Genomic DNA, 24,995 nt, shown 5'->3' on the forward strand with positions numbered 1-24,995 from the left:
TACGGGCCGCCTCATTCATCTTTGGCCTTCGTCATCGTGGTCAGAAAGATTGCGGCGACAATTAAGACCGCCCCGACAACGGCCAGAGGTGTGATGGTCGCGCCAAGGAACAGCGCCGAATTTATAAAGGTGAACACAACCGATGCTGCGAACAGCAGTGTTGCCGTCAGCGTCGATACCCGCGCAGCGGCCTCATACCAAAGATAGTAGGCAAGTGCGGTGGGCAGAACGCCAAGCAGGAACAGGAAAACCAGATCATTGGCGGTGGGCATCTGCAGCGAGAAGGCCGCGAGCGGTACCAACAGCACTCCGGAACACAGGAAGATCCCAAACAGGAAACTCAACCTTTCTGCGGTTGTTTCCGAAGACTGCATTGCCCGGCTGCTTGAGATCAGGAACACTGCCCAGCTGAGCCCTGCCCCGATCTCCATCAGATCGCCCAGCAAGGGCTCACCTCCGCCTTCAAAGTCACGATAGACGGTGAAAACCACGCCCAATATCGCCAGCAGCGTCGCCAGAACCTCGGTGCGGCCGACAGGTGTGTCGGCGAAGAAGTACAGGAATATTAACACAAAGAACGGCGCGGTATTCTCAAGCACCATCGCATTTGCGGCGCCGGTGTGCTCCAGACCGATATGGAAGAGAATATAGTTCACTACCGTCGACAACACCGCCAACCGGAAGTTCCAATCTCCAAACCGGATAGAAACTTGCGCCCCCATCAGGCGTAACATGCAGTACATCGCTAGGGCCGCAATGAATAGCCGAGATACAGCGATCTGCAATCCACCCAGATCGCTGGTCAGGTATCGCACGATTACACTATGCGTGCCCCACAAGAACGCGGCGAGAAAGCCAAGAACCAAACCGTATTGCAGCACTGAATTTTTCTGCGACTGATCCTGCACCGGTTGCTCCAAGCGCTATTTCAATTGGCTGTCCTTCGATCCGCGTCGATTGATCCCGCCACGCGCCTTGAAACTGCTGTCACGCTCCTGCTGGCAGTCCAGACATAGCTTAACACCTGGCAGAGCGGTGCGGCGCTTCTCGGGGATCGGCTCTTCGCATTCAGCACAATGGGTCAGGCTTTCGCCCACGGGACGTTTTTGCGCCTGCATCCGCGCCAACTCGTCCGAGATCGATGCTTCGATTTGTTCGCTCACCGCGCCGTCGCGCGCCCAACCACCGGCCATGGAGCCCTCCTGATCCAGTCGAAGCAGAATAGTCGATACGCCCGGCCCGAGGCAAGCTACAGCGATACGGCGTTGTCAAAGACCTGATCGATCACCTCTTGCGTGCCGCGCACAAATTCCAAAGGGCAAGGATATTCTGCGCTTTCGCGTATCGTCCGACCAAACGCCTCGACCTGCAATTTATAGTGGTTGTCACCGGGGAAGCGGGTCACTTGCATATCAAGGCCGGGGCGATGCAATTCGACCCGTGCTTCGCCAAAGACGCGCGCATTGAAAGGCGCGGTCAGGCGGATCACACCGCCCTCACCGTGAAACTCCATCTCTTGGTGGGGATGCATCCGGGTTGAGACATAGCTGGAGTAGGTAAAGTCGGGAAACTGCGCGCGAATTTCGGTGAAGACATCAACGTCATTCTCCCACCGGATGGCTCCGCTGACCGAGGTCGGCTCCTGCCCCGTTGCATATCGCGCGCTGCCAATCACGTAGACGCCGATGTCGCGCAATCCGCCGCCGCCGGTCTCTGGACGATTGCGAATATTGCCTTTGTCCGCGCGATTGTCATAGCTGAACACGCCGGTTACGTGCACAAGCTTTCCGATCGCCCCCTCAGCAATCAGTTTACAAGCCAGCTGCCATTGCGGGTGATGTACGATCATGTATGCCTCAGCGGCCAGCAGACCAGTCTGATCGCGTTTGGCGATCAACTGATCGAATTCGTCGGCACGCATGGTCATCGGCTTTTCGCACAAGACATGCTTGCCTGCATCCAGCGCCTTGAGGCTCCATTCCACGTGCAGGTGATTGGGCAATGGAATGTAGACAGCATCAATCGACGGATCAGCCAGCAGGTCATCATAGCTTTGATAAACGCTAAGATCGGGGCAGAATTGCTGGAACGGTTCGGCCTTGGAAGGATCAGAGGTCGCCAGGCCGGAAAGGCGCGCGCCCTGGGCTGTGTGAATTGCTGGCCCCATATGCTGACGCGCAAATTTCGAGGCCCCCAGAATGCCCCATTGAACCGGTTTTTGCATGATCGCTCCCCCCCTGCCTCGTTAGTGCTATCGCATCATTATCAGTGCAGGACATTCCTGTCATGCGCTCAGCCATCCTAGCCAAAAAGAAAACCGGCCTGAGCACGTCAGGCCGGTTGTTGTTTCAACAGTGCGACAGGATCAGACCGAGCCCAGCATGCCTTTTTCACGCGCCAGCTCACGCATCTTTTTCTGCAACTTCTCGAACGCGCGCACTTCGATCTGGCGAATACGCTCGCGGCTGACATTGTACTGCGTGCTGAGTTCCTCAAGCGTCACAGGCTGATCCATCAATCGGCGCTGGGTCAGAATGTCTTTTTCGCGATCATTCAGCACATCCAACGCAGCGGCTAGCAATTCTCGACGGGCTTCAAGCTCATCCCGCGCTTCATAGTCACCCGCCTGGTCAGCGTCTTCATCCTCCAACCAGTCCTGCCATTGCATGGTGCCTTCACCTTCGGACCCTACAGTCGCGTTCAGCGAGGCATCGCCACCGGACATCCGGCGGTTCATGCTGATCACTTCTTCCTCGGTCACGCCGAGGTCTTGGGCAATCTTGGCAACGTTTTCGGGACGCATATCGCCCTCTTCCAACGCACCGATGCGGGCCTTGGCCTTACGCAGGTTGAAGAACAGCTTCTTCTGGGCCGAGGTTGTACCCAGCTTCACCATCGACCACGACCGCAGGACATATTCCTGAATCGAGGCGCGAATCCACCACATGGCATAGGTTGCCAGCCGGAAGCCTTTTTCGGGGTCGAATTTCTTGACCGCCTGCATCAGGCCCACATTGGCCTCGGAAATCACCTCAGCCTGCGGCAGACCATAGCCGCGATATCCCATGGCGATCTTGGCCGCGAGACGCAGATGCGATGTGACCATTTTATGCGCGGCCTCGGTATCCTGTTCCTCGACCCAGCGCTTGGCCAGCATATATTCCTCTTCCGGCTCCAGCAGGGGAAACTTGCGAATCTCCTGCATATAGCGGTTAAGACCACCCTCGGGTGTCGGTGCCGGAAGATTTGAGTAATTTGCCATTTATTTCCGTCCCTTGGACAAATGTTTAAGCCCTTAACATGGGATATGGGTACCGGACCCGACATATTCAAGAGGATCAACTACCAGTCTGAAATTAACCTGATGTAAAGAAAAGCTGAAATTGCCGGTTTCACAAGCCTTTGCAGTTTATGTCACCGGCTGCCGCAACGCAGAAATCAGGTCTTCCATGTCCGTCGGCAGCGGCGCCTCAAATCGCAGCATCTCGCCCGAGACCGGATGTTCAAAGCCCAACACAGCAGCGTGCAGAGCCTGCCGGGGGAAAGAACGCACAGCCTCGGACGCCTCAGGCGCAAAGGCCTTCGCGGCCAATTTGCGTTTGCCACCATAGACCGGATCGCCAACCAACCCATGGCCGGCATGGGCCATGTGAACACGGATTTGGTGCGTCCGCCCTGTCTCAAGCCAGCATTCAATCAGTGACAAGCCACCGGGTTTGCCAAAAACCTCAACAATCCGCGCCCGGGTCACAGCGTGGCGGCCACCGTGAAACAGCACGGCTTGCCGTTGCCGGTCGGTCTTGTGCCGCGCCAGTTGCGTCGTCAGTCGCATGATGTTGCCCGGCTCAAAGCTCACGCCCTTGATCCCACGCAAGCGCGGATCGTTCGCATCGGGAACACCATAGCAAACCGCGCGATAGTAACGTTCAACGCTGTGCGCCTCGAACTGAGCTGCCAGCCCGTGATGTGCCGCGTCCGACTTAGCCACGACCAGCAGGCCGCTGGTTTCCTTGTCGATCCGATGCACGATGCCCGGGCGCTTCACGCCTCCTACACCCGATAAATCATCGCCGCAGTGATGCAGCAAAGCATTGACCAGAGTCCCGTTCGGAGAGCCCGGCGCCGGATGCACTACTATCCCCGCAGGTTTATTGATGACGATCAGGTCGTCATCCTCATAGACAACTTCCAGCGGGATATCTTCGGGGCCAATATGGCTGCCTTCAGCCTCGGCCACGGTGATCCCGACCTGCGCGCCTTCGGCAATTCGGGCTTTTGGATCATCGACAACCGCTCCATCGACCGTCACCGCCCCGTCACCGATCAGGCGGGTCAGGCGGGTGCGCGACAGGTTCTCTTCCGCTGGCACATCCCGCGCAAGCGCCTTATCAAGGCGGGGCGGCGGCGCGGCCGCGATGTGAAACTCTATCAGGCGGGTGCCCATGACTGTCCCTTCCGAACCTCAGGAACCGCAGGAAACACCGCAGCTTCGGTTGCTGCGGCGCATGGTCATGCTGTTGACCGCGGTAATGATTGGCGGGGTTCTAGTGACATTCGCCCTGATTGTCATCCGCCTATCGGATCGCACCCCGACGCTGCCGGATCAGATCGAATTGCCCGATGGCGCGCGCGCGCAGGCGCTGACCATTGGCAGCAACTGGTATGCTGTTGTCACCGACGACAATCGCATCCTGATCTTCGACAAGACGACAGGGAAACAGCGGCAGGAAATCACGCTGGATTAAACCGGGTTCGCTTTGCTCAAGTCTGAGGTAATCCGAATTGTGCCGCTGAGCGTCAATGGTGTCGGACCCGCGTTGATCAGTTGAGCGGGAATGCGTGTGGCCGCAGCCAATGCATCGGCCAATGAGATACCCACCTCACCCGTCAGGACCCGAATTGCGGTCGTCAGATCGAGATCGGCCCCCGCCAGAGTACCGTCCTCTAAAGTCAGCCTACCCTGCTCTCTCCGGATGAGCCGACCTTCCAATTGGAACTCGGGAAGGTCAGTGCCCGCGACGGCCATCGCGTCACTCACCAGAAAGATCTTCCCTGGACCGCGTTTAGCGGCAAAAGCGGCGCGCATCGTTTCAGGATGCACGTGCACGGTATCCGCGATCAATCCAGCTGACAGATCCCCGTTGGACAGCGCCGCACCCACTAAGCCGGGTTCCCGGCTGCCAAACTGGCTCATCGCGTTGAACAGATGTGTCACGCAGCGCGCGCCAGCTTTCACATATTCCGTGCAGGTGTCGAACGGCGCATCGGTGTGGCCTAGCGAAACGATGACGCCTGCGCGGCTCAGAGCATCAACCTGATCAGTCGTCACGTTTTCCGGTGCCAAAGTGACCATCAACGCAGGCAATGCACGCGCCGCTGCCAGATATTGGCTTAGGTCGTTGTTGTCCATCGGACGTATCAGAGCACCGTCATGCGCCCCTTTACGTTTAACTGACAAATGCGGCCCTTCAAGGTGCAGACCCGCAATGCCCGAAACCCCACGCTGAACAGCCTGTATCGCGGCCTCAATAGCAGCTGAAGTCTTCTCAGGCGTGTCCGTAATCAGCGTCGGCAAGATCGATACCGCCCCAAGCCCACGATGCGCCTCAGCGATTCTCTGCAGGGTGTCGACCGAGGGATCGTCGTTGAACATCACCCCGCCCCCGCCGTTCACCTGCAGATCGACGTAGCCGGGGCTGAGGATATCTCCGGAAAGGTCCTGGATCTCGGTATCAGACGGCAGGTCGGCTCTTGGCACAATCGCATCGAGCGTCCCATCGACGAACCCGGCGGCGTGGTCGGTGAACAAAGTCTCTCCGTCAAAGATCGGGCCGCCTGCAAAGGTGATGGTCGACGTGTTCATACCGTTTCCGTCACTTTCCGCAGATGGCGCGGGGTATCGGGGTTGATGCCGCGTCCGGTCGCGACGGTTTCCACCATGCCATAAAACGACGCAATCGCTGCGACGGGGTCCGTCATCCAATGCGCCGTCCGAACATGTGGCAGCGAGACCGCATCCTTTACCCGGTCGGTCGTGGCGAAAACCTGAGCGCCTTTTGCGGCCAAGGCATCGGCAACCTCAGCAATGTTGGCCTCAGCAGCATCGCCGGATGAGAACGCAAGCACTGGGAAACCCTGATCCACGATGGATACGGGCCCATGCAGCACCTCGGCTGAAGAGTAGCTTTCCGCGTGGATCTGGCAGGTCTCTTTGAATTTCAACGCGGCTTCGTTCGAGATCGCCCAGGAGGTCCCGCGCCCCAAAGTGAACAGGGATTGGCCATTGATCGCCTCTATCACACTACCCCAATCACAGGTGATGGCCCGCGCCAGATCCTCGGGCAGTTTGCGGATCGCCGACAGCAACGCGGCGTCGCCCTTGACCTCGGCCAGCAGCCATAGCCCGGTGACCAGCGAGGTCACGAAGGTCTTGGTCGCCGCCACGCTCAGTTCCGGCCCCGCATGGATAGGTAGTGCCGCCGAGGCCGCATCCGCGAGCGCTGAATTGGTGTTGTTGGTGATGGCGACCGAATAGGCGCCACCTTGCGTAAGTGATCGAGTCAGGCGCACGATATCGGGGCTCTGACCCGACTGCGAGACCGAGATACACAATGCGCCAGGGCAACGCATATCCACGCCATAGATCGATTTGACGCTTGGCCCCACCGAGGCCATCGGCAGCCCCAAAAGCAGCTCGGAGGCGTATTTTAGGTAGCTACAGGCATGATCGGATGACCCCCGCGCGACCGAGATCAGAAAGCTCGGATCATGATCACGAACCGCCTGCGCCGCACCCTCAATGGCCACTGCACCGTCGGTCAAAAGCCGATCAACAGCGCACGGTATCTCATTGATTTCTTGCCTCATTTGCGTGGTTTTGGTGGACATTGTGCCCGGCCTTTCAGTTTGACAGACGCAGCTCTGCCACGAAATCGTAGGCATCGCCGTGATAGATGGATCGGGTGAGTTCCGCGACGCGCCCGCTTTCAAGATAGGATGTGCGCTGGATGCGAAGACCAGCCGTGCCTTCGGCAACGTCCAAAAGGCGCGCCTCGGGGGCTTCGAGATTGATGGCCGAGATTTTCTGGATCGCGCGCACAGGGCGATAGCCTGATTGCTCCAGAAACGCATAAAGCGACCCGGTGACCTCGGTCGGGTTGGGCAGGATATCCAGCGGCAGCGCCGCGCGTTCCAGAGCCATTGGTCGCCCTCCGGCGGCGCGCAAGCGGTGGATGCGGGCGACCTGATCATTGGCCGACAGGCCCAACGCCAGCATCTCATCCGGCGACGGCAGGAATATCCCCCGCTCCAGCCAGGTCGAGGTGGTTTCAAACCCGCGACGTTCCATATCCTCGGTGAACGAGGTGAGATGCGATAGCGATTGTTCAACCCGCGCAACCGGCTCGCGCACGAATGAGCCCGACCCCTGACGCTGCTCGATTGTTCCCTTACGCACCAGTTCCTGAATGGCCTTGCGCACAGTGACACGCGACAGATCAGTGAGTTCCGCGATCTCGCGTTCTGGCGGGAGGGAACTGTTCGGCGGCAGGATGCCTTCCGCAATCCCTTGCTCAAGCCTTTGACGTAACTGCACATAACGTGGACCGGCAGTATGGCCCAGCCAGCCCTCTGGCCTCAGGAAATCAGCAACGCTCATGTTCGATCTCCTTCCTGAAAGCGTGGGCCAGCGCGATTGCGCCCGATAGCGGATCACCCAACGGCTTCATTAAATCCTGCTGCATGGGTTCTGGAAGATAGGCAGCGTATTGCGGCCCAATGCCCCCGGTCAGACAGATTGGAAGGCCCGCGGCCCAGCCCATTTTCTCCAACCGTTCCCGCAGATACTCAGCGCCTGCCTGCATGATCGACTGCGCGAACGGATCCCCCTGCCCGGCATATTGAGTGACGACAGGAGCCAGAGCGCCAAACTCGGTGGGCGACATGTCAGATGCGGCTTTGACGATACCTGCCGTCCCTTTGAATCGTGACAAGAGCTGCGCAGACAGCTCGGACGGCTCACACACCGCATCAACACAATCCAGCACCTGGGACAACGCCCGCCGCCCAACCCATTGGGCCGAGGCCTGATCCCCCAGAACCGGCCCCCATCCTCCGGCGAAGCGCGGCTTGCCTTCAAGTTGCGCAGCCAGGAAAGACCCTGTGCCACAATGGGCTACAAAGCCATCACCCGGCCCGAGCGCCCCACGCAGGGCCGACGGTCGGTCATCCTCTATGCGTACATCTGAAAAAGGCAGCGCCCCGGCCAAGCGATCCGCGATAGATTGACCGGTAATCCCTGCCAACCCCAGATAAGCCGGCGCATCTGCGACCTCGGTCAGGTCAATGCCCGCCTGCTGACTCACCGCAGTTAAACCCCGCTTAAGCTCAGCACAGGATGCGTCAAAATCAGTAGATACATTCGCCGCCCCAACCTCGACCTGCCAGATCCGATCACCATCGGACAAGGCAACACGGCACCGCGTGCCACCGCCATCGGCGGCCAGAACAATGGTATCAGAGGCGCGAGTCATATTGAGACCTTTATAATACCTTTAAAGGAATTTGAAGGCCAAAAAGCGACCTAATAGGCAAAATAACGCGATTTCAGTCACCTCAAACAAAATGGTAGACTAATGGTATCTAAAAGGTATGATATCGAAGAACTGGGGGGGAGAATCACTTGCGCACACCTGTGACGGAACAGTTGCATCAGAAGGCCATTGGGCTCGACACACGTCCGCTGACGGATGTCGCTGCCCTATTGGCTCAGTCGCAGGCCACTGCAGCCTCTGCCCCGCTGGCAGCGACTGACCCGATCTGCGCAGGTGCGCGCGCCATGGCAACCACGATCCGAGCGGGTGGCAGCCTGTGTTACCTTGCTGCTGGATCCTCGGGCCTGATGGCCGCCGCCGACGCGTTGGAGCTTGGGGGCACGTTCTCGATCCCGACAGATCAGATCCGAATACACATGGCAGGCGGTCTGCCTTCCGGCGCGGAAATGCCCGGAGATGTCGAGGATATCTCTGCCACTCTCACAGATGAACTTGCCGATCTATCCCCTCAGGACACCCTGATCGCCGTCTCGGCCAGTGGAACAACCCCTTACACTGTCGCAGCGGCCCAAATCGCACGCGGCATAGGTACGACGGTCATCGGCATCGCCAACAACGCGGATACCGAGCTTCTGCGGTTGTCGGATCACGCGATCCATTTGCCGACACCGCCCGAACTGGTTTCCGGCTCGACCCGGATGGGTGCAGGTACGGCGCAGAAGATTGCTCTGAACATGCTGTCAACGCTGATGGCGATGGAGTTGGGGCATATTCAGGACGGCATGATGATCAACCTGCGCGCAGATAACGACAAGCTACGCGCCCGCGCCAACGTAATCGTGTGCCAATTGACGGGCGCCGACCCCGAACAGGCAGCGTCTGCGCTCACGACGGCGCAAGGCAATCTCAAATGCGCAGCCTTGCTGGCGGCGGGCGCTGCGTCGCTGGATGTGGCGCAGGCGATGTTGCGTGAGACCAACGATCACCTCCGCCCCGCTTTGAAGCGGCTGAAACAAAACCAAGAAACCACCAACCTGGGAGACACGAAATGAAACGCAAAGTTCTAAGCCTTGCCTTGATGAGCACGGCGCTGGTCACAAGCGCTTATGCGCAAGACGCCACGCTGACGATTGAAAGCTGGCGCAATGACGATCTGGCCTTGTGGCAGGAAAAAATCATACCGGCGTTCGAAGCTGAGCATCCCGGTATCAAGGTGATTTTCTCACCTTCTGCCCCAGCGGAATATAACGCTGTGCTGAATTCCAAGCTTGAGGCCGGATCAGCTGGCGACCTGATCACCTGCCGCCCGTTCGATGCCTCGCTGGCACTCTATGAGGCAGGCCACCTGACAGACCTTTCCGATCTGGAGGCGATGGGCAATTTCTCGGACGTCGCCAAATCCGCCTGGCAGACCGATGACGCATCAGCCAGCTTCTGCGTACCGATGGCATCGGTGATCCACGGCTTCATCTACAACAAAGACGCGTTCAATGAGTTGGGCATCGAGGTTCCAACCACTGAGGCCGAGTTCTTTGCCGCTCTCGACAAGATCAAGGAAGACGGCACTTATATCCCGATGGCGATGGGCACCAACGACCAGTGGGAAGCCGCCACAATGGGCTATAACAACATCGGCCCGAACTACTGGAAAGGTGAAGAAGGCCGTCAAGCGCTGATCAAGGGCGAGCAGAAGCTGACCGATCCACAGTGGGTTGCCCCTTATGCGACGCTGGCCAAATGGGCGGACTATCTGGGTGACGGATATGAAGCGCAAACCTATCCCGACAGCCAGAACCTGTTCACGCTGGGTCGTGCGGCGGTCTATCCAGCAGGAAGCTGGGAGATTTCGGGCTTCAACACGCAGGCCGATTTCGAGATGGGCGCCTTTAAGCCACCGGTCCAGAACGCGGGCGATACCTGCTATATTTCGGACCACACCGATATCGGCATCGGCATGAACGCGGCGAGCGAAAACCAAGAAGCCGCGCGCACCTTCCTGGCTTGGGTCGCAAGCCCCGAGTTTGCCAGCATATTCGGTAACGCCCTACCTGGTTTCTTCCCGCTATCCAGCACTCCGGTCGAGCTGGAAGATCCACTGGCCAAAGAAATCGTCGGCTGGCGTGAAGAGTGCGAAAGCACGATCCGCTCGACCTACCAGATCCTGTCGCGCGGCACGCCGAACCTGGAAAACGAGACCTGGGGTGCATCCGTTGCAGCCATCAAGGGTGCCGAGACACCCGAAGCGCTGGGTCAGCAACTGCAAGACGGTCTGGCCAGCTGGTACGCACCGCATCAGTAACACCTAGGCCACTCACACCGGACGCGGCCACCGCGTCGCGTCCGGACCTTTTCCCCGGAGATTCCCATGCAGACCCGCCGCACACGCTGGCACATCGCCGTTTTCCTCGCCCCTGCGGTGCTGGTTTACACGGCGGTGATGATCTTCCCCTTGTTCAATACACTGCGCCTCGCACTGTTCACCGAGGTCGATCAGACACGCATCTACGTAGGCCTGCAGAATTTCCGCACCCTGTTCTTCGATCCGATCTGGTCCGAGCAGTTCTGGAATGCTTTGGGTAACAACTTCTGGTTCTTCCTGATCCACATGCTGGTTCAGAACCCCATCGGTATCGCTTTGGCTGCGCTTCTCTCACATCCACGCCTACGCTTTGCCGCGCTCTATCGGTCCGCGATCTTCATTCCCACCATTCTGAGCTTTGTTATCGTCGGTTTCGCGTGGAAACTGATATTGTCCCCGCTTTGGGGCATCGCACCTTCGATGCTTGACGCCGTCGGCCTCAAGTCGCTGTTTGCACCATGGCTAGGCAAAGAAGAGTACGCGCTGACGACACTGGCACTTGTCTCGGTCTGGCAGTTCGTCGGCATCCCAATGATGTTGATCTATGCCGCCCTGCTGTCAATCCCCGAAGAAATCCTTGAGGCCGGAGAAATAGACGGCATCACCGGAGCCTCGGCTTTCTGGAAGATCAAACTGCCGTTGATCATTCCTTCAATCGGGATCATCTCAATCCTGACTTTTGTAGGCAATTTCAACGCCTTCGACCTGATCTACGTCTCGCAAGGCGCGCTGGCAGGGCCGGATTTCTCAACCGATATCCTAGGCACCTTCATGTACCGCACCTTCTTTGGCTTCCAGCTGCAACTGGGCGACCCGCATATGGGCTCCGCCATCGCTGGCGCCATGTTTGCCATCATCCTTGTCGGCGTCTGCATCTATCTCTTCGGCATCCAGACCCGGATGCGCCGGTATCAACTGTGAGGGTGAACGCATGAACAAAGCACGCCAGAACCCGCTGAACACGGCCGCCATGCATGGGGCGCTGATCCTCTACACATTGATCGCCCTCTTCCCGGTCTTCGTGATCATCATCAACAGCTTCAAAACCCGACGCTCGATTTTCCGCGAGCCACTCGCCCTGCCCGATGCCGAAAGCTTCTCGCTGATCGGTTATCAGACGGTGATGAAACAAGGGGATTTCTTCCTTTATTTTCAGAACTCGCTGATCGTGACCGTGGTATCGCTGGCTTTTGTTCTGTTGTTCGGCGCAATGGCTGCTTTTGCGCTGAGCGAGTACAAGTTCAAGGGCAACACCCTGATGGGCCTCTATCTGGCGCTTGGGATTATGATCCCGATCCGCATCGGCACCGTGGCGATACTTGAGATGATGGTGGCAACCGGGTTGGTGAACACCTTGTGGGCACTAATCCTTGTCTATACCGCACAAGGCCTGCCGCTAGCCGTGTTCATCCTGTCAGAATTCATGCGGCAGGTCTCGGATGATCTGAAGAACGCTGGCCGCGTCGATGGGCTGTCCGAGTACACCATCTTCTTCCGGTTGGTCCTGCCGCTGGTCCGCCCCGCCATGGCGACCGTGGCCGTATTCAACATGATCCCCATCTGGAACGACCTCTGGTTCCCGCTGATCCTCGCACCCGCTGAGGAGACCAAAACCCTGACACTAGGCAGCCAAGTTTTCATCGGCCAGTTCGTCACCGACTGGAACGCGGTTCTGTCGGCGCTCAGCATGGCGATCCTGCCGGTGCTGGTGCTCTACGTTATCTTCTCACGCCAGTTGATCCGCGGCATCACTTCAGGAGCTGTCAAATGACCAAAGTTCTGATCGCCGGCCTTGGCAATATGGGGCTGAGCCACGCTTTGGTCCACCATCACCACCCGGACGCGCAGATCGTAGGGCTGGTGAACCGATCCGGTCGCGTCGACCATCCTGACCTGTCAGGCTATCCGGCTTATTCAGATTTTCAGGCAGCTCTGACTGAAACCAACCCGGATCTGGTGGTCGTGGCGACCTACTCCGACAGCCACGCCGATTTCGCCTGCGCGGCGATGGAAGCTGGCGCGCATGTATTTGTCGAAAAGCCACTGGCGACCACTGTGGCGGACGCCAAGTGTGTTGTCGCAAAGGCCGTTGAGACCAACCGCAAACTGGTCATCGGCTATATCCTGCGCCACCACCCTTCTTGGATGCGCCTGATTTCCGAGGCGCGCGATCTCGGCGGACCCTATGTCTTCCGCCTGAACCTCAACCAGCAAAGCAGCGGGGCCGAGTGGGAGACGCACAAGGCCCTGATGCAGACCACCTCGCCCATCGTCGATTGTGGTGTGCATTATGTCGATGTGATGTGTCAGATCACTGATTCTGACCCCGTGCGCGTCCACGGCATGGGCCTGCGCTTAAGCGATGAGATCGCCGAAGACATGTACAATTACGGCCAGTTTCAGGTGGTCTTCGAGGACGGCTCGATCGGCTGGTACGAGGCCGGTTGGGGCCCGATGATGTCCGAGACTGCGTTCTTCGTGAAAGACATCGTGTCACCCAACGGCTCGGTCTCGATCACCGATGGCAACAAAGGTGCGTCAGCCGATATCGACGGCCACACGAAGGTCGGTGGCCTTCTGGTTCATCGCCCTGACGGCGACCAGACAATCGACTTGCCCGATGAACCCGGCCATCAGGAGCTCTGCGACGCCGAACAAGCCTATATGTTGCGTGCCATCGCCGAGGATATCGACCTGACCCGCCACATGAACGATGCCGTGCAATCGCTCGCCATCTGCCTAGCTGCCGATGAAAGCATCCGCACCGGCCAACCCATTTCGCTGAAAGAGGCACGCACATGACCGCCCTGACGCTTACAAACGTGAACAAGTCCTTCGGCACCGTCGAAGTCCTTAAGGATATCAACATCGAAGTCGAAGACGGAGAATTCGTCGTCTTCGTCGGCCCCTCGGGTTGTGGCAAATCCACCCTGTTGCGTGTGATCGCAGGGCTTGAGGATGTGACTTCGGGCGAAGTGCGCATCGGTGGAGATCTGATGAACCTCACACCGCCCTCTAAGCGCGGCATTGCGATGGTGTTCCAGAGCTATGCGCTCTATCCGCATCTGAATGTGCGCAAGAACATGTCACTGGCGCTGAAACAGGAAGGTCAGAGCAAGCAGGTCATCGAAGAGCGCGTCACCAAGGCCAGCAAGATGCTGAATCTTGAGCCATACATCGACCGCTACCCTTCTGAATTGTCCGGTGGCCAACGCCAACGTGTCGCCATCGGTCGCGCCATCGTGCGTGAACCCAAACTGTTCCTGTTCGACGAGCCTTTGTCCAATTTGGACGCCGCCCTGCGCATGAACACGCGGCTGGAAATCGCAAACCTGCATCAGCAGCTTGATGCTTCGATGATTTACGTCACCCACGACCAGACCGAAGCGATGACACTGGCCGACAAGATCGTCGTGCTACGCGACGGTCGGGTCGAACAGGTCGGCAGCCCGATGGAGTTATATAACAACCCCGCCAACCAGTTCGTTGCAGGCTTCCTCGGCGCGCCCTCGATGAATTTCTTCCCCGCCAGCGTAATAGGCGACAGCGCGGACACAACGTTGGGCATCCGCCCAGAGGACTTGTACTTATCCGACGAAGGCCCTCTGACCGCGAACGTGACCCATGTCGAGCATCTGGGCGGAGACACCAACGTGATCGCGATGATGCAAGACCACCAGATCACTGCGCGTCTGTTCGGTCAGCATCAGGTCAACGCTGGTGAATCCGTCCATTTCGGCTATGCCCAGGATCGAACCTATCGCTTCGACCAACAGGGCGCACGTCTAAACTGACGAAAATCTCTGTTGTTTTTGGGATGTTGGCGTGTCGAGGAACATCCGGCACATCGAATAAAAGCTGATAAACCATTGCTTTATAAATATAATCACCTTGCGTAGCGCTATCGCTTCTCCAGATGCGTGCTGTTTCGGTGAGTATTGTGTCTCGTTGTTGTTGTTAAACAGCCATGGCTTCATGGGCTTTTCAGCTACTAGGGCATTTGGCAGAGATGCTCTTGGTTCCGGCGCAAGTCCGTGAGGATGCGTCAATCGTTCCCACTGAAAACTACTTTCGGGCATTCGCGCGTGATATGACCATTCCGTGCTTCATTGATGCGGTTAATCCAGGTTCAGGACGCATTGATATTCAGAGCGCGAATGGCATCATTTGTTCAGCGACTATTCGCCTGCTGTCGCCAACCAAGGCCGATCTGACCACTTGATGCCATAACCGATCAACAATACAACCCCGATGAGAAATTTTTAGATGGGGATTAACTTATGGGCTTGAGAAGACAGTGGCGAAAATTCAAAGCGAGAAGGCTAAATAAACAGTTTCAACATGCCCTCAGCGCCAAAAGATCATTTGCCGATATGTTGGAGCCCGCCATACGCATGCACGAAGTCGCCAGGATTCAGCCGTCGACCGAAATCGTTTTCCAATTCGGCGTCGACAAGTCGATCGCAGACCTTCCCCATCTGAAGTCCCCAGTCCAACGAGCGTATGCAGCAGACTGTATTTTTCGAGCTATCCACTCGGTAGATCCGGCCCTGAGCTTGAGCGTACAGAGGCCATATTTTTTTGATAAAAGTGATCTTGTAAAGCTTCGCATGGCAAGAACTCTTAGGCGAGCGCAGAAGTATCAGTCTGCCCGTTATTGGTTGGACCGAATCAAATCGGATTCCCCGCAGAAACCCGCCGCAGATTTATTAATGATCGAAATCCTAGCTGAGTCGAACGAGTTCGATCACCTCATCAAATTTCTTGAGGTGAGCGAAAGCTTATCTGAAGCTATGCGTGCAAGCTCACTTATTGAAATTGGTGTAAGGTTTGAAGATAAAGAGTTGATCTCACGAGGGATCAGAATACTGAGAAATCCTCCACAAGGGTCAAAGCATCGCCAGAACCAAAAGTTGTTCGACTGGTTACGAGCGTTAGTCAATCGCAGTGGGCGTATACCGGAAATTCTTGATAAAGAAACTATATCGCAAATACTCGAAGTTTCGAGATCTATTGAGAAACGGTTGGAAAACGCAAAGCTAGAAGCCGTTTTGAAACAGCAACCGGTAAGCAGCCGGCGCAATCAATTCGATCAACTTAAGCGATTGGAGACGGTTATTTTTTCCGGCGACTGGGCGCAAGCCGCCCGCATTGCAGATGAAAAGATGCCATCAGCCGGTATTTTGCAGCGCGCAGAGATTCTTCACTACCATGATAGATGCCTCCTTGCAAAGGCAGCAGTCGGGGAAGATATATCTGGTCTAATTGAAGATGCCGTGGACGCCGCTATTGAAGCGCGTGACAACGACATGGTGGCATCTCTGTTCAGGAACTCCCTTTCCCGACTGCCGCATTCAACAAGGCTTCTGACGAGCTTCCAATCCTGGGCCGCGATGATCGGTTGGGCTGAATTAGAAGAATTGTGCCGAAACTGGAATGAAGCTTATTGTGGTGAAAAACCTTGGCCCTGCCCTCGCAGCAACCGTTGTTTTGTCGTCGCAAATGGTCCCTCTCTTAAAAAGATGCCACTTCACCTTCTTAATGGCGAGGACATAATTGTTGTAAATCGCGGCTTCAAAGCAATGTCTTTGGGGCTACCGAAGCCTCGCTTTCTAATAGTCAGCGATGCTGCCGTTTATCGGGATTATAAGAGTGAAATAGATGCGTTTCCTGCAGAAGCGACTTTTTTAAGCGGTACTGCAATAGCCTCTGCGCCTAGGCCGCTGCCAACAAACACATATGTCTTTGGCGATGGGCCGTTTAACTTGACGCACGGTCCCATCACCCCTGGTAAAAATATGTTCTTTCGGGGGGGATCCGTTGTACTGCAAGCCTGTCAGTTAGGCCATTTCATGGGTTACAAAGAGATCAATCTTCTCGGAGTCGACTTGGATTATTCCGGCCCGGTTACACACTTCTATGGCGGTGGGAAAAAAGAAGCACGCAGGCTGAACGCGTTCCGCTCAGGAGATAGCGGAGCCAAAGGAATAAATACCGCGATAAAGAACCTAGCGTCCGTTTTGAACAAGCAAGGCTGCGAAATCAATAACGTTGGCTATGGTGGCCAGTTGCATGTCCTCCCACGGAAGGGTTTTGAAGAAATTCTTCGATAGCTTTCTTATTGTGACGTTTGAAAACGCCTTAGAACATCCGGATCGCTACGATTCACTGATGTAGGCTCCTGCCTCTTCATCATAGGAAAGCTTCACGAGAATCCAGACATACCCACGCAGATCCATACTCTCAAGCTTAGCCTCGATGGACTCTTTGATATCGTCGGCCTCTCTCAACCACTGATTGGATGTATCTCCGACCGTGGTTCCCTCTTGAGAGTTATGTCGCGCAACCTGTTTTACTATCGGTTCGGGCGTTGAGCCCTCGCCAACTGACGCAAGTATTTCTGGTAATACTTCCTCTTGTCGAACCAAAGCCTCAGCCAAGTCCTGCGTTCCGAGACCCCGCACGATCTCTTTCCTACCGATGATAGCTTGGTATTCGTTGAGTACTGCGACTCTGACCGCGTGCCCCTTGCCTCTCATAAAGAGACCCTTTGGCACCCGTACATCCATCTCAAAAGGCTCCATTTGCCATTATATTCAGCGAAGAAACCTGTTGAAAATCAAGTACTTGGTGCGGTCGAGAAGACTCGAACTTCCACGGGTGTTACCCCACAGCGACCTCAACGCTGCGCGTCTACCAATTCCGCCACGACCGCACTGCCAATGACTTGGTAGGGGGCGTATAGACGCTGGACCGCGCGATGTGAAGAGGCAAAAACACACGTGATTGAATTCACTCGCTTTGGCCATATCTAAACGCAAAAGGAAGCATTCTGGAGCAGCAAATGGCCTCGCCCGATCCCCGCCCCACCGTACAGATTGATGTTGTATCTGATGTGGTCTGTCCTTGGTGTATTGTTGGCTTTCGCCAGCTCGATGCAGCCCTGAAGCAAGAGAATGTGTTGGCCCGGCTGCGCTGGCATCCGTTCGAACTGAACCCTGCCATGGGTTCCGAAGGACAGAACTTGCGGGAGCATATTGCCGAGAAATATGGCTCTACACCTGAGCAGAGCCAGCAAGCGCGCGAGCAGCTGACCGCTTTGGGGGCCGAACTCGGCTTTACTTTCAATTTCACCGATGAAAGCCGGATCGTGAATACCTTCGCCGCGCATCAGTTGCTGGATTGGGCGGAAATGCAGGGGTGTCAGCATCCGTTGAAACTTGCCCTGTTCGAGGCCTATTTCACCAATCAACAGGATGTTTCCAAAACAGAGGTGTTGCTGGACGCGGTCGTGACAGCCGGGCTCGACCCGAATGCGGCACGCGCGGCGCTTGAGTCGGGTGCACATGTCCAGCCAGTGCGTGAGAAACAACAATTCTGGACCAGCCGGGGTATTTCTGGTGTGCCCTCGATGGTATTCGGCGGGAAATACCTGCTGACCGGCGCGCGAGGCTCCGACACCTATGCGCAGGTTCTGCAACGCTGTCTGGCCGAGGCTGCCTGACCCCTTCACCCTACCCCGCGGACGGTTTAAGAGACGGCGATGGAATGGAAGACTACTGACGGCCTCGTTGATTACGAAGATGCCACCGCCTTCATGGAGGCGCGTGCCGCCGCGATTGCAGCGGGAGAGGCGGATGAATGCATCTGGCTGCTCGAGCACCCGCCGCTTTACACAGCCGGGACATCTGCGAAGCGCGAAGATCTGACCGACCCGGATCGTTTTCCGGTCTATGAGAGCAAACGTGGCGGTCAATATACCTATCACGGCCCTGGCCAGCGGGTGGTTTATGTCATGCTTGATGTAGGCAAACGCGGACATGACGTGCGCCGCTTTGTGCAGCAGCTTGAGGAATGGGTGATCGCAGCTCTTGCCGAATTCAATGTTACTGGCGAGATACGCGAAGGTCGCGTGGGTGTCTGGGTACGGCGGCAAGACAAACCTCTGACGGTGACGGGACAGCTGGCTGAGGACAAGATCGCTGCCATAGGAATCCGCCTACGGAAGTGGATCAGCTTCCACGGCATTTCGATCAATGTCGAGCCAGATCTGTCTCATTTCACAGGCATCGTGCCTTGTGGAATCCAAGAACACGGGGTTACGTCTTTGGTAGATTTGGGCTTGCCAGTGACGATGGATGACGTCGACGTGGCGCTCAAAAAGACCTTCCATGAAGTGTTCGCGACTGAAGCTGTCTGACGTATACGTGATTCCACGTACTGGGAATGATCAGGGTCAAAATCCCGGACAACAATGTCGATTTTCCGGGCATTCTGTTTCGCAAACCATGCGGGTGTTTCCTTTGAATCGCCCCAATTCGCCTTAAATTCAGGGATTCTTCACATCCCCTCCTTACAAACGCCATCTAACCACATAGTATGTAATGGCCGTTCATGAGTGAGTGGTGTGTTAACCGGTGATCGCAGGGCTGCCCAGCGAAATCCGAGAAGTGTTTGGTTACGAGTCTGCCGTTCCGACCCCATATCGGAACGGCAATTCTCGTTTTAGGAGCCTGTTTTCCAGAACGTCCGAAACGGGACAAGCTCGCGCGTCAACCCCGAACTCAATCGCTAAGCTTGTCTGCCAGCTCAGGCCAATGCCGCACGGATCTTATCGGCATGTTCAGCGATCAGGTCGAAATCACCCATCTTGCCCGGTGGACGCATTGATACGTCCTCGTGTCGCGGCAAAACATGGACATGCAGATGAAAAACCTCCTGCCCGCCCGCGGCCTCGTTGAATTGCTGAATGGTAACGCCATCCGCATCAAAGGCGTCTTTCACGGCACGCGCCATTTTCTGCACCGTTGTCATCACCGCCATCAGTTGCTCGGGTGTAGCGTCAAGCATGTTACGGCACGCGGTTTTGGGGATGACCAGCAGGTGCCCGTCTGCTCGGGGCATGATATCCATCAGAGCCAAAGTTTGATCATCTTCGTAGACGCGGTTCGACGGGATTTCCCCGCGCAGGATCTTGGCAAAGACGTTTTCGGGATCATATGCGGTCATCTCGGGCCTCCGATATTGCACTTCTGTGCTGTTCTGAGCCGCAGCTCGATGCGGGTCAAGCAGGTTTCCCCGATCACCACTTGAAATGACGGACGGAATTCCCAAATCCTTCGCATCTGAGGCCGGATCGTCGCGCAGCACAGCCTGCCCGCGACAATTAATCTTGATCCAGATCAAACTCGACCATTGAAGGTCGCCCCTTCGCATTCTAAAACCAGCAGGAATCCCGCGCGTTGGAGAGGTCCGACTGCGCGGTGTAGTTGCAACAGGAGGCACCTAATGGCAGACGCAGCCATTCATGGTCACGACCATGAAGACCAGCGCAGCTTTTTTACGCGCTGGTTCATGTCGACCAACCACAAGGATATCGGGATTCTCTACCTGATTTTCTCGGCGATTGCCGGGTTCATCTCGGTGGCGATGACCGTCTATATGCGGCTCGAACTGATGCACCCCGGTGTGCAGTACATGTGCCTTGAAGGCTTCATGGCCGATCCTTGTACACCTAATGGACACCTGTGGAACGTGATGATCACCTATCACGGTGTTCTGATGATGTTCTTCGTGGTCATTCCCGCCTTGTTCGGCGGATTTGGCAACTATTTCATGCCGTTGCAGATCGGCGCGCCGGATATGGCGTTCCCGCGGATGAACAACCTGTCCTTCTGGCTGTATGTCGCCGGTACCTCGTTGGGTGTCGCTTCGCTGCTGAGCCCCGGTGGTAACGACCAACTGGGTTCAGGCGTGGGCTGGGTTCTCTACCCACCGCTGTCGACGACCGAAGGCGGCATGTCCATGGACCTTGCGATCTTCGCCGTACACGTATCGGGCGCCTCCTCGATCCTCGGCGCGATCAACATGATCACCACCTTCCTGAACATGCGTGCCCCAGGCATGACCCTGTTCAAGGTGCCGCTGTTCAGCTGGTCGATCTTCGTCACCTCGTGGCTGATTCTGCTATCGCTGCCGGTTCTGGCGGGCGCAATCACCATGCTGCTGATGGACCGCAACTTCGGTTTCACCTTCTTTGATCCGGCCGGCGGTGGCGATCCGATCCTCTATCAGCACATCCTGTGGTTCTTCGGCCACCCGGAAGTGTATATCGTGATCCTGCCCGGTTTCGGCATCATCAGCCACGTGATCGCGACCTTCTCGCGCAAGCCGATCTTCGGTTACCTGCCGATGGTCTGGGCGATCATCGCAATCGGTGTTCTGGGCTTCGTCGTATGGGCGCACCACATGTACACCGTTGGAATGTCGCTGCGTCAGCAGGCGTACTTCATGCTGGCCACGATGGTCATCGCGGTTCCGACCGGCGTTAAGGTCTTCTCGTGGATCGCCACAATGTGGGGCGGTTCCATCGAGTTCAAGACGCCGATGCTGTTCGCCTTCGGCTTCCTGTTCCTGTTCACCGTTGGCGGTGTGACCGGCGTTGTGCTGTCGCAGGCTGGTGTGGACCGTGCCTACCACGACACATACTACGTCGTCGCGCACTTCCACTATGTGATGAGCTTGGGTGCGGTCTTTGCAATCTTTGCCGGTGTGTACTTCTACTTCGGCAAGATGACTGGCCGTCAGTACTCGGAGTTCTGGGGCAAAGTTCACTTCTGGCTGTTCTTCATCGGCGCCAACCTGACCTTCTTCCCTCAGCACTTCCTGGGCCGTCAGGGCATGCCGCGCCGTTATATCGACTATCCCGAAGCGTTCGCGCAGTGGAACTTTGTTTCATCGATTGGTGCCTTCGTGTCTTTCGCCTCGTTCCTGCTGTTCTTCGGCATCGTGTTCTACGCCCTGTTCCGTGGCGCACGTGTGACCCAGAACAACTATTGGAACGAATACGCGGATACGCTGGAATGGACCCTGCCCTCGCCGCCGCCCGAACACACGTTCGAGCAGCTGCCAAAGCAGGAAGACTGGGACAAAGGCCACGCGCACTGATCCCGGCCTGAATGACAGGAAAACCCCGCCCTTTGAGGCGGGGTTTTTCGTTCAGGCCCGGCTCTGATTGGCTGAGCAGTCGCCAGAACAGCAAAAATAGGCTATTCTGGTCCGGGCGTTATATCCGGCCAACCGGAGGGTTCATGATGCCCGAGATCGACTTCTGGTATTCTATCGGCAGCACCTACAGCTTCCTGACGATCAAACGTCTGGACGATTGGTGCACTGACCATGATGCCACGGTGAACTGGCGCCCGTTCAACGTGCGCACCATCATGTCCGAACAACAGAACATCCCCTTCGCCGGTAAACCAATCAAAACCGCCTATATGTGGCGCGATATCGAACGTCGTGCGGCCAAGTACCATATCCACGCCAACCTGCCTGCACCCTACCCGATCTCGGATCTTGCGCTGACCAATCAGGTCGCCCTGCTAGGGATGGTCGAGGGCTGGGGCGTGACCTACACCCAAGCGCTCTATAGTATCTGGTTCGAAGAGGGCATCGAGGCGGGATCTGAGTCTGCCATCACCGAAGCTCTGCACCGCGCCCAGCAAGACCCGCGACTAACCCTCGCGCGGGCACGCAGCCCGGACATTGTCTCAGCACTGGAGACCGAGACCAAAACCGCGATCCGGCTGGGAGTCTTCGGCGCGCCCAGCTTCGTCGTGCGCGATGAGGTGTTCTGGGGAGATGACCGACTGGATGACGCGTTGTCATGGGCACGTGTTGGACACGTGATCTGACAGTTTAGGCTTCGACTTTGTTATAGGCTGCGCTAGGTTCCGGCCATGCCCTATCGATGGACAGAAAATTCGGACACCGAACATGAGTTACGCCTTTGGCCGCATAACTCTCTTCCTCCGCGTGGCGCCATGATTGTCATCCTATCGGTGTTCCTGTTCGGGTTGATCCCGCTTCTGGCGATGTTAGGCTCGGTCGTCCTGTGGGGGCTGCTGCCTTTCCTGCTGTTGACGGTGTTGGGCCTCTGGCTGGCGATCCATACAAACTATCACGCGCGCAGCGTGTTCGAGGTGTTGACGCTAGACAAGACGCAAGCGCGCCTTGTGCACCACCACCCGCGCAAGGGTGATCAGGAATGGATCTGCAACCGCTATTGGGCCCGCCCCGAGATGCACGCAAGCGGCGGGCCGGTGCCCCATTACGTGACACTGATTGGTGATGGGCGCGAAGTTGAGATCGGTGCGTTCTTGTCCGAGGACGAACGGATCGCGCTCTACGATGATCTGAACCGGAAACTAAGTGATCCGGCGTGATTAACCGCCATTCGACGCGGCACACAGGTGGTCTTTGACCATCGGTCCGACCTTGCCGAAATCCATCTGACCGGTATAGCGCGTTTTCAACTCGCCCATCACCTTGCCCATATCGCGGATTGAACCCGCACCCGTCGCAGTGATGGCGGTCTGAATGGCCTTGCTGACCTCATCGTCATCCAGCTGTTTGGGCAGGAATTCCTCGATCACCTCAACTTCGCGCAATTCGCGCTCAGCCAGATCCAGGCGGCCACCCTCCTCGTAAGCACGTGCGCTTTCCTTGCGCTGCTTGGTCATTTTCCCAAGAATTTCAAGTACCTCGGCATCGCCGCAGCCCTTGGCCTCTTCATTATCAGACGCGCGCGAAGCGATGTCACGATCCTTAATCGCGGCATTGATCAGGCGCAGCGTCGACAGACGCTCGGCGGCTTTGTCTTTCATAGCTTGCTTCAGGGCGGCATTCACCCGTGATCGCATATCCATATGATCTGTCCATCCCCATGGAAAAGGAACCCCGACCATATCGAAACAAAAAGGCAGGCACAATGGGCGATGGATATGGTTAAGTTATTGATTTTCAACAATAGCCCAAAATTTGAACAGGCTTGACCCGGCGCTCTATCCCCCTTAGGTATGCGCCCGTTTACCTTGCAGGAGAGTCGCGCCATGGCACAGAACGCCCCGTCCAAGCCCACCGCATGTCTGGCATTGGCCGATGGAACGCTGTTCTACGGAGTTGGCTTTGGCGCAACCGGCCAAACCGAGGCTGAGCTGTGCTTCAACACCGCCATGACCGGCTATCAGGAGATCATGACCGATCCCTCATATGCGGGCCAGATCGTGACCTTTACGTTCCCGCATATCGGCAATGTCGGCGTGAATCCCGAAGATGATGAGACCGGCGATCCGGTGGCTGCTGGAATGGTCGTCAAATGGGACCCAACCGAGCCGTCGAACTGGCGCTCAGCCGAAGAACTGAAAGCCTGGCTAGCCCGCCGTGGTCGCATCGCTATTGGTGGCGTCGATACCCGCCGCCTGACCCGCGCCATCCGTCAACAGGGCGCGCCACATGTGGCGCTGGCACATGACCCGGAGGGAAACTTCGATATCGAAGCCCTGATCGCCGCAGCGCGTGGTTTTGCAGGTCTCGAAGGAATGGATCTGGCCAAGGAAGTCACCTGCGCCCAAAGCTATCGCTGGGATGAGATGCGTTGGGCGTGGCCCGATGGCTATCAGCGACAGGAAGCTCCGGTGCACAAGGTGGTCGCGATCGACTATGGTGCCAAGCGCAACATCTTGCGTTGCCTAGCCTCGGCTGGCTGCGACGTAACCGTATTGCCCGCGACTGCAACGGCTGCCGAGGTGCTGGCGCACAAGCCCGATGGAGTGTTCCTGTCAAACGGACCTGGCGACCCGGCAGCCACCGGTGAATACGCGGTTCCGATGATCAAGGAAGTGCTGGACACAACCGATCTTCCCGTTTTTGGCATCTGCCTTGGCCATCAGATGTTGGCGCTGGCGCTTGGTGGGCAGACGATCAAGATGAACCACGGGCACCATGGCGCTAACCATCCGGTCAAGGATATGGAAACCGGCAAGGTCGAGATCACTTCAATGAACCACGGCTTCGCGGTCGATGCCGAAACGCTGCCCGATGGCGTAGTCGAGACACATCGCTCGCTGTTTGACGGCTCGAACTGCGGCATCCGCATGACAGGTCGCCCGGTTTATTCGGTACAGCATCACCCCGAAGCCTCGCCGGGCCCGCAAGACAGTTTTTACCTGTTCGAACGCTTTGCCGCAGCCATGGCAGACCAAAAAACACAGGCTTAATGCCGAATTCAACAGCGTTAACCGCAC

27 protein-coding genes and 1 tRNA gene are annotated in these 24,995 nt (G+C 56.9%); 15 read left to right on the forward strand and 13 right to left on the reverse strand.

Annotated elements, in window-relative coordinates; translation table 11 throughout:
• Positions 1 to 11: 11 nt before the first annotated feature.
• The 5 genes from ACR3EM_RS07150 to ACR3EM_RS07170 all read right to left on the reverse strand — a co-directional run bounded on the left by ACR3EM_RS07150 (position 12) and on the right by ACR3EM_RS07170 (position 4,444).
• A complete protein-coding gene (locus tag ACR3EM_RS07150; RefSeq protein ID WP_480470103.1) occupies positions 12 to 908 on the reverse strand; it encodes a DMT family transporter in 897 nt (298 codons plus the stop codon).
• 15 nt (positions 909 to 923) lie between these two features.
• Positions 924 to 1,193, reverse strand: coding sequence for a DksA/TraR family C4-type zinc finger protein (locus tag ACR3EM_RS07155; protein WP_480470104.1), 270 nt, complete (start codon positions 1,191 to 1,193; stop codon positions 924 to 926).
• A gap of 56 nt (positions 1,194 to 1,249) precedes the next feature.
• The gene (locus ACR3EM_RS07160) at positions 1,250 to 2,224 is read right to left on the reverse strand and encodes a Gfo/Idh/MocA family protein (RefSeq protein WP_480470105.1); all 975 of its coding nucleotides are present in this window, start codon (positions 2,222 to 2,224) and stop codon (positions 1,250 to 1,252) included.
• A gap of 141 nt (positions 2,225 to 2,365) precedes the next feature.
• Positions 2,366 to 3,262, reverse strand: coding sequence for an RNA polymerase sigma factor RpoH (gene rpoH, locus ACR3EM_RS07165; protein ID WP_480470106.1), 897 nt, complete (start codon positions 3,260 to 3,262; stop codon positions 2,366 to 2,368).
• Positions 3,263 to 3,409: 147 nt separating this feature from the next.
• Positions 3,410 to 4,444 (reverse strand): RluA family pseudouridine synthase, encoded by a 1,035-nt coding sequence (locus ACR3EM_RS07170; protein WP_480470107.1) that lies wholly within the window; start codon positions 4,442 to 4,444, stop codon positions 3,410 to 3,412.
• Between ACR3EM_RS07170 and ACR3EM_RS07175 the strand changes: the two genes are divergently transcribed.
• Positions 4,443 to 4,745, forward strand: a complete 303-nt coding sequence (locus tag ACR3EM_RS07175; RefSeq protein WP_480470108.1) for a DUF6476 family protein — start codon at positions 4,443 to 4,445, stop codon at positions 4,743 to 4,745. The two genes, ACR3EM_RS07170 and ACR3EM_RS07175, sit on opposite strands and share 2 nt — an antisense overlap.
• Here ACR3EM_RS07175 and nagA read toward each other — a convergent pair.
• From nagA to ACR3EM_RS07195, 4 genes are read right to left on the reverse strand one after another with little or no spacing between them, the layout of a single operon-like run.
• Positions 4,742 to 5,863 carry an N-acetylglucosamine-6-phosphate deacetylase gene (nagA, locus tag ACR3EM_RS07180; RefSeq protein WP_480470109.1) on the reverse strand — a complete coding sequence of 374 codons (1,122 nt, stop codon included), beginning with the start codon at positions 5,861 to 5,863 and terminating at the stop codon, positions 4,742 to 4,744. The two genes, ACR3EM_RS07175 and nagA, sit on opposite strands and share 4 nt — an antisense overlap.
• On the reverse strand, positions 5,860 to 6,888 hold the full coding sequence (locus tag ACR3EM_RS07185; RefSeq protein ID WP_480470110.1) for an SIS domain-containing protein: 1,029 nt from the start codon (positions 6,886 to 6,888) through the stop codon (positions 5,860 to 5,862). The genes nagA and ACR3EM_RS07185 overlap by 4 nt, the downstream gene beginning before the upstream one ends.
• A gap of 13 nt (positions 6,889 to 6,901) precedes the next feature.
• Positions 6,902 to 7,657 carry a GntR family transcriptional regulator gene (locus ACR3EM_RS07190; protein WP_480470111.1) on the reverse strand — a complete coding sequence of 252 codons (756 nt, stop codon included), beginning with the start codon at positions 7,655 to 7,657 and terminating at the stop codon, positions 6,902 to 6,904.
• Entirely contained in the window at positions 7,644 to 8,531 is an 888-nt protein-coding gene (locus ACR3EM_RS07195) for a glucosamine kinase nucleotide-binding domain-containing protein (RefSeq protein ID WP_480470112.1), read from the reverse strand. Before ACR3EM_RS07195 ends, ACR3EM_RS07190 begins: the two co-directional genes overlap by 14 nt.
• 149 nt (positions 8,532 to 8,680) lie before the next feature.
• On the opposite strand from ACR3EM_RS07195, the gene ACR3EM_RS07200 reads away from it, so the two are divergent.
• From ACR3EM_RS07200 to ACR3EM_RS07235, 8 genes are all read left to right on the forward strand, one after another.
• Positions 8,681 to 9,604, forward strand: coding sequence for an N-acetylmuramic acid 6-phosphate etherase (locus tag ACR3EM_RS07200; protein WP_480470113.1), 924 nt, complete (start codon positions 8,681 to 8,683; stop codon positions 9,602 to 9,604).
• On the forward strand, positions 9,601 to 10,851 hold the full coding sequence (locus ACR3EM_RS07205) for an ABC transporter substrate-binding protein (protein WP_480470114.1): 1,251 nt from the start codon (positions 9,601 to 9,603) through the stop codon (positions 10,849 to 10,851). Before ACR3EM_RS07200 ends, ACR3EM_RS07205 begins: the two co-directional genes overlap by 4 nt.
• Before the next feature lie 66 nt (positions 10,852 to 10,917).
• Positions 10,918 to 11,832 carry a carbohydrate ABC transporter permease gene (locus ACR3EM_RS07210; protein ID WP_480470115.1) on the forward strand — a complete coding sequence of 305 codons (915 nt, stop codon included), beginning with the start codon at positions 10,918 to 10,920 and terminating at the stop codon, positions 11,830 to 11,832.
• A gap of 10 nt (positions 11,833 to 11,842) precedes the next feature.
• Positions 11,843 to 12,682 carry a carbohydrate ABC transporter permease gene (locus ACR3EM_RS07215; RefSeq protein ID WP_010439354.1) on the forward strand — a complete coding sequence of 280 codons (840 nt, stop codon included), beginning with the start codon at positions 11,843 to 11,845 and terminating at the stop codon, positions 12,680 to 12,682.
• Positions 12,679 to 13,713: a Gfo/Idh/MocA family protein gene (locus ACR3EM_RS07220; protein WP_480470116.1), complete on the forward strand. Its 1,035-nt coding sequence runs from the start codon at positions 12,679 to 12,681 to the stop codon at positions 13,711 to 13,713. Before ACR3EM_RS07215 ends, ACR3EM_RS07220 begins: the two co-directional genes overlap by 4 nt.
• Entirely contained in the window at positions 13,710 to 14,705 is a 996-nt protein-coding gene (locus ACR3EM_RS07225) for an ABC transporter ATP-binding protein (RefSeq protein ID WP_480470117.1), read from the forward strand. The genes ACR3EM_RS07220 and ACR3EM_RS07225 overlap by 4 nt, the downstream gene beginning before the upstream one ends.
• A 206-nt stretch (positions 14,706 to 14,911) precedes the next feature.
• Positions 14,912 to 15,133, forward strand: coding sequence for a hypothetical protein (locus ACR3EM_RS07230; RefSeq protein WP_480470118.1), 222 nt, complete (start codon positions 14,912 to 14,914; stop codon positions 15,131 to 15,133).
• A 172-nt stretch (positions 15,134 to 15,305) separates the two neighbouring features.
• Positions 15,306 to 17,024, forward strand: coding sequence for a motility associated factor glycosyltransferase family protein (locus ACR3EM_RS07235; RefSeq protein ID WP_480470119.1), 1,719 nt, complete (start codon positions 15,306 to 15,308; stop codon positions 17,022 to 17,024).
• Between the two features lie 45 nt (positions 17,025 to 17,069).
• Here the strand turns inward: ACR3EM_RS07235 and ACR3EM_RS07240 are convergent, their stop codons facing one another.
• Entirely contained in the window at positions 17,070 to 17,495 is a 426-nt protein-coding gene (locus ACR3EM_RS07240; RefSeq protein WP_480470120.1) for a hypothetical protein, read from the reverse strand.
• A 44-nt stretch (positions 17,496 to 17,539) separates the two neighbouring features.
• Positions 17,540 to 17,626, reverse strand: a tRNA-Leu gene (locus ACR3EM_RS07245).
• Positions 17,627 to 17,755: 129 nt separating this feature from the next.
• Here ACR3EM_RS07245 and ACR3EM_RS07250 point away from each other — a divergent pair.
• Together ACR3EM_RS07250 and lipB are read left to right on the forward strand one after the other, a co-directional pair.
• Positions 17,756 to 18,415: a DsbA family oxidoreductase gene (locus ACR3EM_RS07250; RefSeq protein WP_480470121.1), complete on the forward strand. Its 660-nt coding sequence runs from the start codon at positions 17,756 to 17,758 to the stop codon at positions 18,413 to 18,415.
• 39 nt (positions 18,416 to 18,454) lie between these two features.
• Complete coding sequence (lipB, locus tag ACR3EM_RS07255; RefSeq protein WP_480470122.1) at positions 18,455 to 19,111, forward strand: lipoyl(octanoyl) transferase LipB; 657 nt, start codon at positions 18,455 to 18,457, stop codon at positions 19,109 to 19,111.
• Positions 19,112 to 19,500: 389 nt separating this feature from the next.
• Here the strand turns inward: lipB and ACR3EM_RS07260 are convergent, their stop codons facing one another.
• The gene (locus ACR3EM_RS07260; RefSeq protein ID WP_480470123.1) at positions 19,501 to 19,920 is read right to left on the reverse strand and encodes an HIT family protein; all 420 of its coding nucleotides are present in this window, start codon (positions 19,918 to 19,920) and stop codon (positions 19,501 to 19,503) included.
• A gap of 279 nt (positions 19,921 to 20,199) precedes the next feature.
• Between ACR3EM_RS07260 and ctaD the strand changes: the two genes are divergently transcribed.
• From ctaD to ACR3EM_RS07275, 3 genes are all read left to right on the forward strand, one after another.
• On the forward strand, positions 20,200 to 21,858 hold the full coding sequence (ctaD, locus tag ACR3EM_RS07265) for a cytochrome c oxidase subunit I (protein WP_480470124.1): 1,659 nt from the start codon (positions 20,200 to 20,202) through the stop codon (positions 21,856 to 21,858).
• A gap of 146 nt (positions 21,859 to 22,004) precedes the next feature.
• Complete coding sequence (locus tag ACR3EM_RS07270; protein WP_480470125.1) at positions 22,005 to 22,604, forward strand: DsbA family protein; 600 nt, start codon at positions 22,005 to 22,007, stop codon at positions 22,602 to 22,604.
• A 45-nt stretch (positions 22,605 to 22,649) separates the two neighbouring features.
• The gene (locus tag ACR3EM_RS07275) at positions 22,650 to 23,135 is read left to right on the forward strand and encodes a DUF2244 domain-containing protein (RefSeq protein WP_480470126.1); all 486 of its coding nucleotides are present in this window, start codon (positions 22,650 to 22,652) and stop codon (positions 23,133 to 23,135) included.
• Here ACR3EM_RS07275 and ACR3EM_RS07280 read toward each other — a convergent pair whose 3' ends face one another.
• Entirely contained in the window at positions 23,136 to 23,618 is a 483-nt protein-coding gene (locus ACR3EM_RS07280) for a GatB/YqeY domain-containing protein (RefSeq protein WP_480470127.1), read from the reverse strand.
• Positions 23,619 to 23,801: 183 nt separating this feature from the next.
• On the opposite strand from ACR3EM_RS07280, the gene carA reads away from it, so the two are divergent.
• Positions 23,802 to 24,968, forward strand: a complete 1,167-nt coding sequence (carA, locus tag ACR3EM_RS07285) for a glutamine-hydrolyzing carbamoyl-phosphate synthase small subunit (RefSeq protein WP_480470128.1) — start codon at positions 23,802 to 23,804, stop codon at positions 24,966 to 24,968.
• Positions 24,969 to 24,995 lie beyond the last annotated feature (27 nt).

The organism is Ruegeria sp. AH3, from assembly GCF_056536265.1.

Bases quoted from the DNA above. Each gene is read 5' to 3' on its own strand.
- ACR3EM_RS07155 (WP_480470104.1), bottom strand. From the start codon at position 1,193: ATGGCCGGTGGTTGGGCGCGCGACGGCGCGGTGAGCGAACAAATCGAA.
- ACR3EM_RS07160 (WP_480470105.1), bottom strand. From the start codon at position 2,224: ATGCAAAAACCGGTTCAATGGGGCATTCTGGGGGCCTCGAAATTTGCG.
- rpoH (WP_480470106.1), bottom strand. From the start codon at position 3,262: ATGGCAAATTACTCAAATCTTCCGGCACCGACACCCGAGGGTGGTCTT.
- ACR3EM_RS07175 (WP_480470108.1), top strand. From the start codon at position 4,443: ATGACTGTCCCTTCCGAACCTCAGGAACCGCAGGAAACACCGCAGCTT.
- ACR3EM_RS07170 (WP_480470107.1), bottom strand. From the start codon at position 4,444: ATGGGCACCCGCCTGATAGAGTTTCACATCGCGGCCGCGCCGCCGCCC.
- nagA (WP_480470109.1), bottom strand. From the start codon at position 5,863: ATGAACACGTCGACCATCACCTTTGCAGGCGGCCCGATCTTTGACGGA.
- ACR3EM_RS07185 (WP_480470110.1), bottom strand. From the start codon at position 6,888: ATGTCCACCAAAACCACGCAAATGAGGCAAGAAATCAATGAGATACCG.
- ACR3EM_RS07190 (WP_480470111.1), bottom strand. From the start codon at position 7,657: ATGAGCGTTGCTGATTTCCTGAGGCCAGAGGGCTGGCTGGGCCATACT.
- ACR3EM_RS07195 (WP_480470112.1), bottom strand. From the start codon at position 8,531: ATGACTCGCGCCTCTGATACCATTGTTCTGGCCGCCGATGGCGGTGGC.
- ACR3EM_RS07205 (WP_480470114.1), top strand. From the start codon at position 9,601: ATGAAACGCAAAGTTCTAAGCCTTGCCTTGATGAGCACGGCGCTGGTC.
- ACR3EM_RS07210 (WP_480470115.1), top strand. From the start codon at position 10,918: ATGCAGACCCGCCGCACACGCTGGCACATCGCCGTTTTCCTCGCCCCT.
- ACR3EM_RS07215 (WP_010439354.1), top strand. From the start codon at position 11,843: ATGAACAAAGCACGCCAGAACCCGCTGAACACGGCCGCCATGCATGGG.
- ACR3EM_RS07220 (WP_480470116.1), top strand. From the start codon at position 12,679: ATGACCAAAGTTCTGATCGCCGGCCTTGGCAATATGGGGCTGAGCCAC.
- ACR3EM_RS07225 (WP_480470117.1), top strand. From the start codon at position 13,710: ATGACCGCCCTGACGCTTACAAACGTGAACAAGTCCTTCGGCACCGTC.
- ACR3EM_RS07235 (WP_480470119.1), top strand. From the start codon at position 15,306: ATGCACGAAGTCGCCAGGATTCAGCCGTCGACCGAAATCGTTTTCCAA.
- ACR3EM_RS07240 (WP_480470120.1), bottom strand. From the start codon at position 17,495: ATGGAGCCTTTTGAGATGGATGTACGGGTGCCAAAGGGTCTCTTTATG.
- ACR3EM_RS07250 (WP_480470121.1), top strand. From the start codon at position 17,756: ATGGCCTCGCCCGATCCCCGCCCCACCGTACAGATTGATGTTGTATCT.
- lipB (WP_480470122.1), top strand. From the start codon at position 18,455: ATGGAATGGAAGACTACTGACGGCCTCGTTGATTACGAAGATGCCACC.
- ACR3EM_RS07260 (WP_480470123.1), bottom strand. From the start codon at position 19,920: ATGACCGCATATGATCCCGAAAACGTCTTTGCCAAGATCCTGCGCGGG.
- ctaD (WP_480470124.1), top strand. From the start codon at position 20,200: ATGGCAGACGCAGCCATTCATGGTCACGACCATGAAGACCAGCGCAGC.
- ACR3EM_RS07270 (WP_480470125.1), top strand. From the start codon at position 22,005: ATGCCCGAGATCGACTTCTGGTATTCTATCGGCAGCACCTACAGCTTC.
- ACR3EM_RS07275 (WP_480470126.1), top strand. From the start codon at position 22,650: ATGCCCTATCGATGGACAGAAAATTCGGACACCGAACATGAGTTACGC.
- ACR3EM_RS07280 (WP_480470127.1), bottom strand. From the start codon at position 23,618: ATGGATATGCGATCACGGGTGAATGCCGCCCTGAAGCAAGCTATGAAA.
- carA (WP_480470128.1), top strand. From the start codon at position 23,802: ATGGCACAGAACGCCCCGTCCAAGCCCACCGCATGTCTGGCATTGGCC.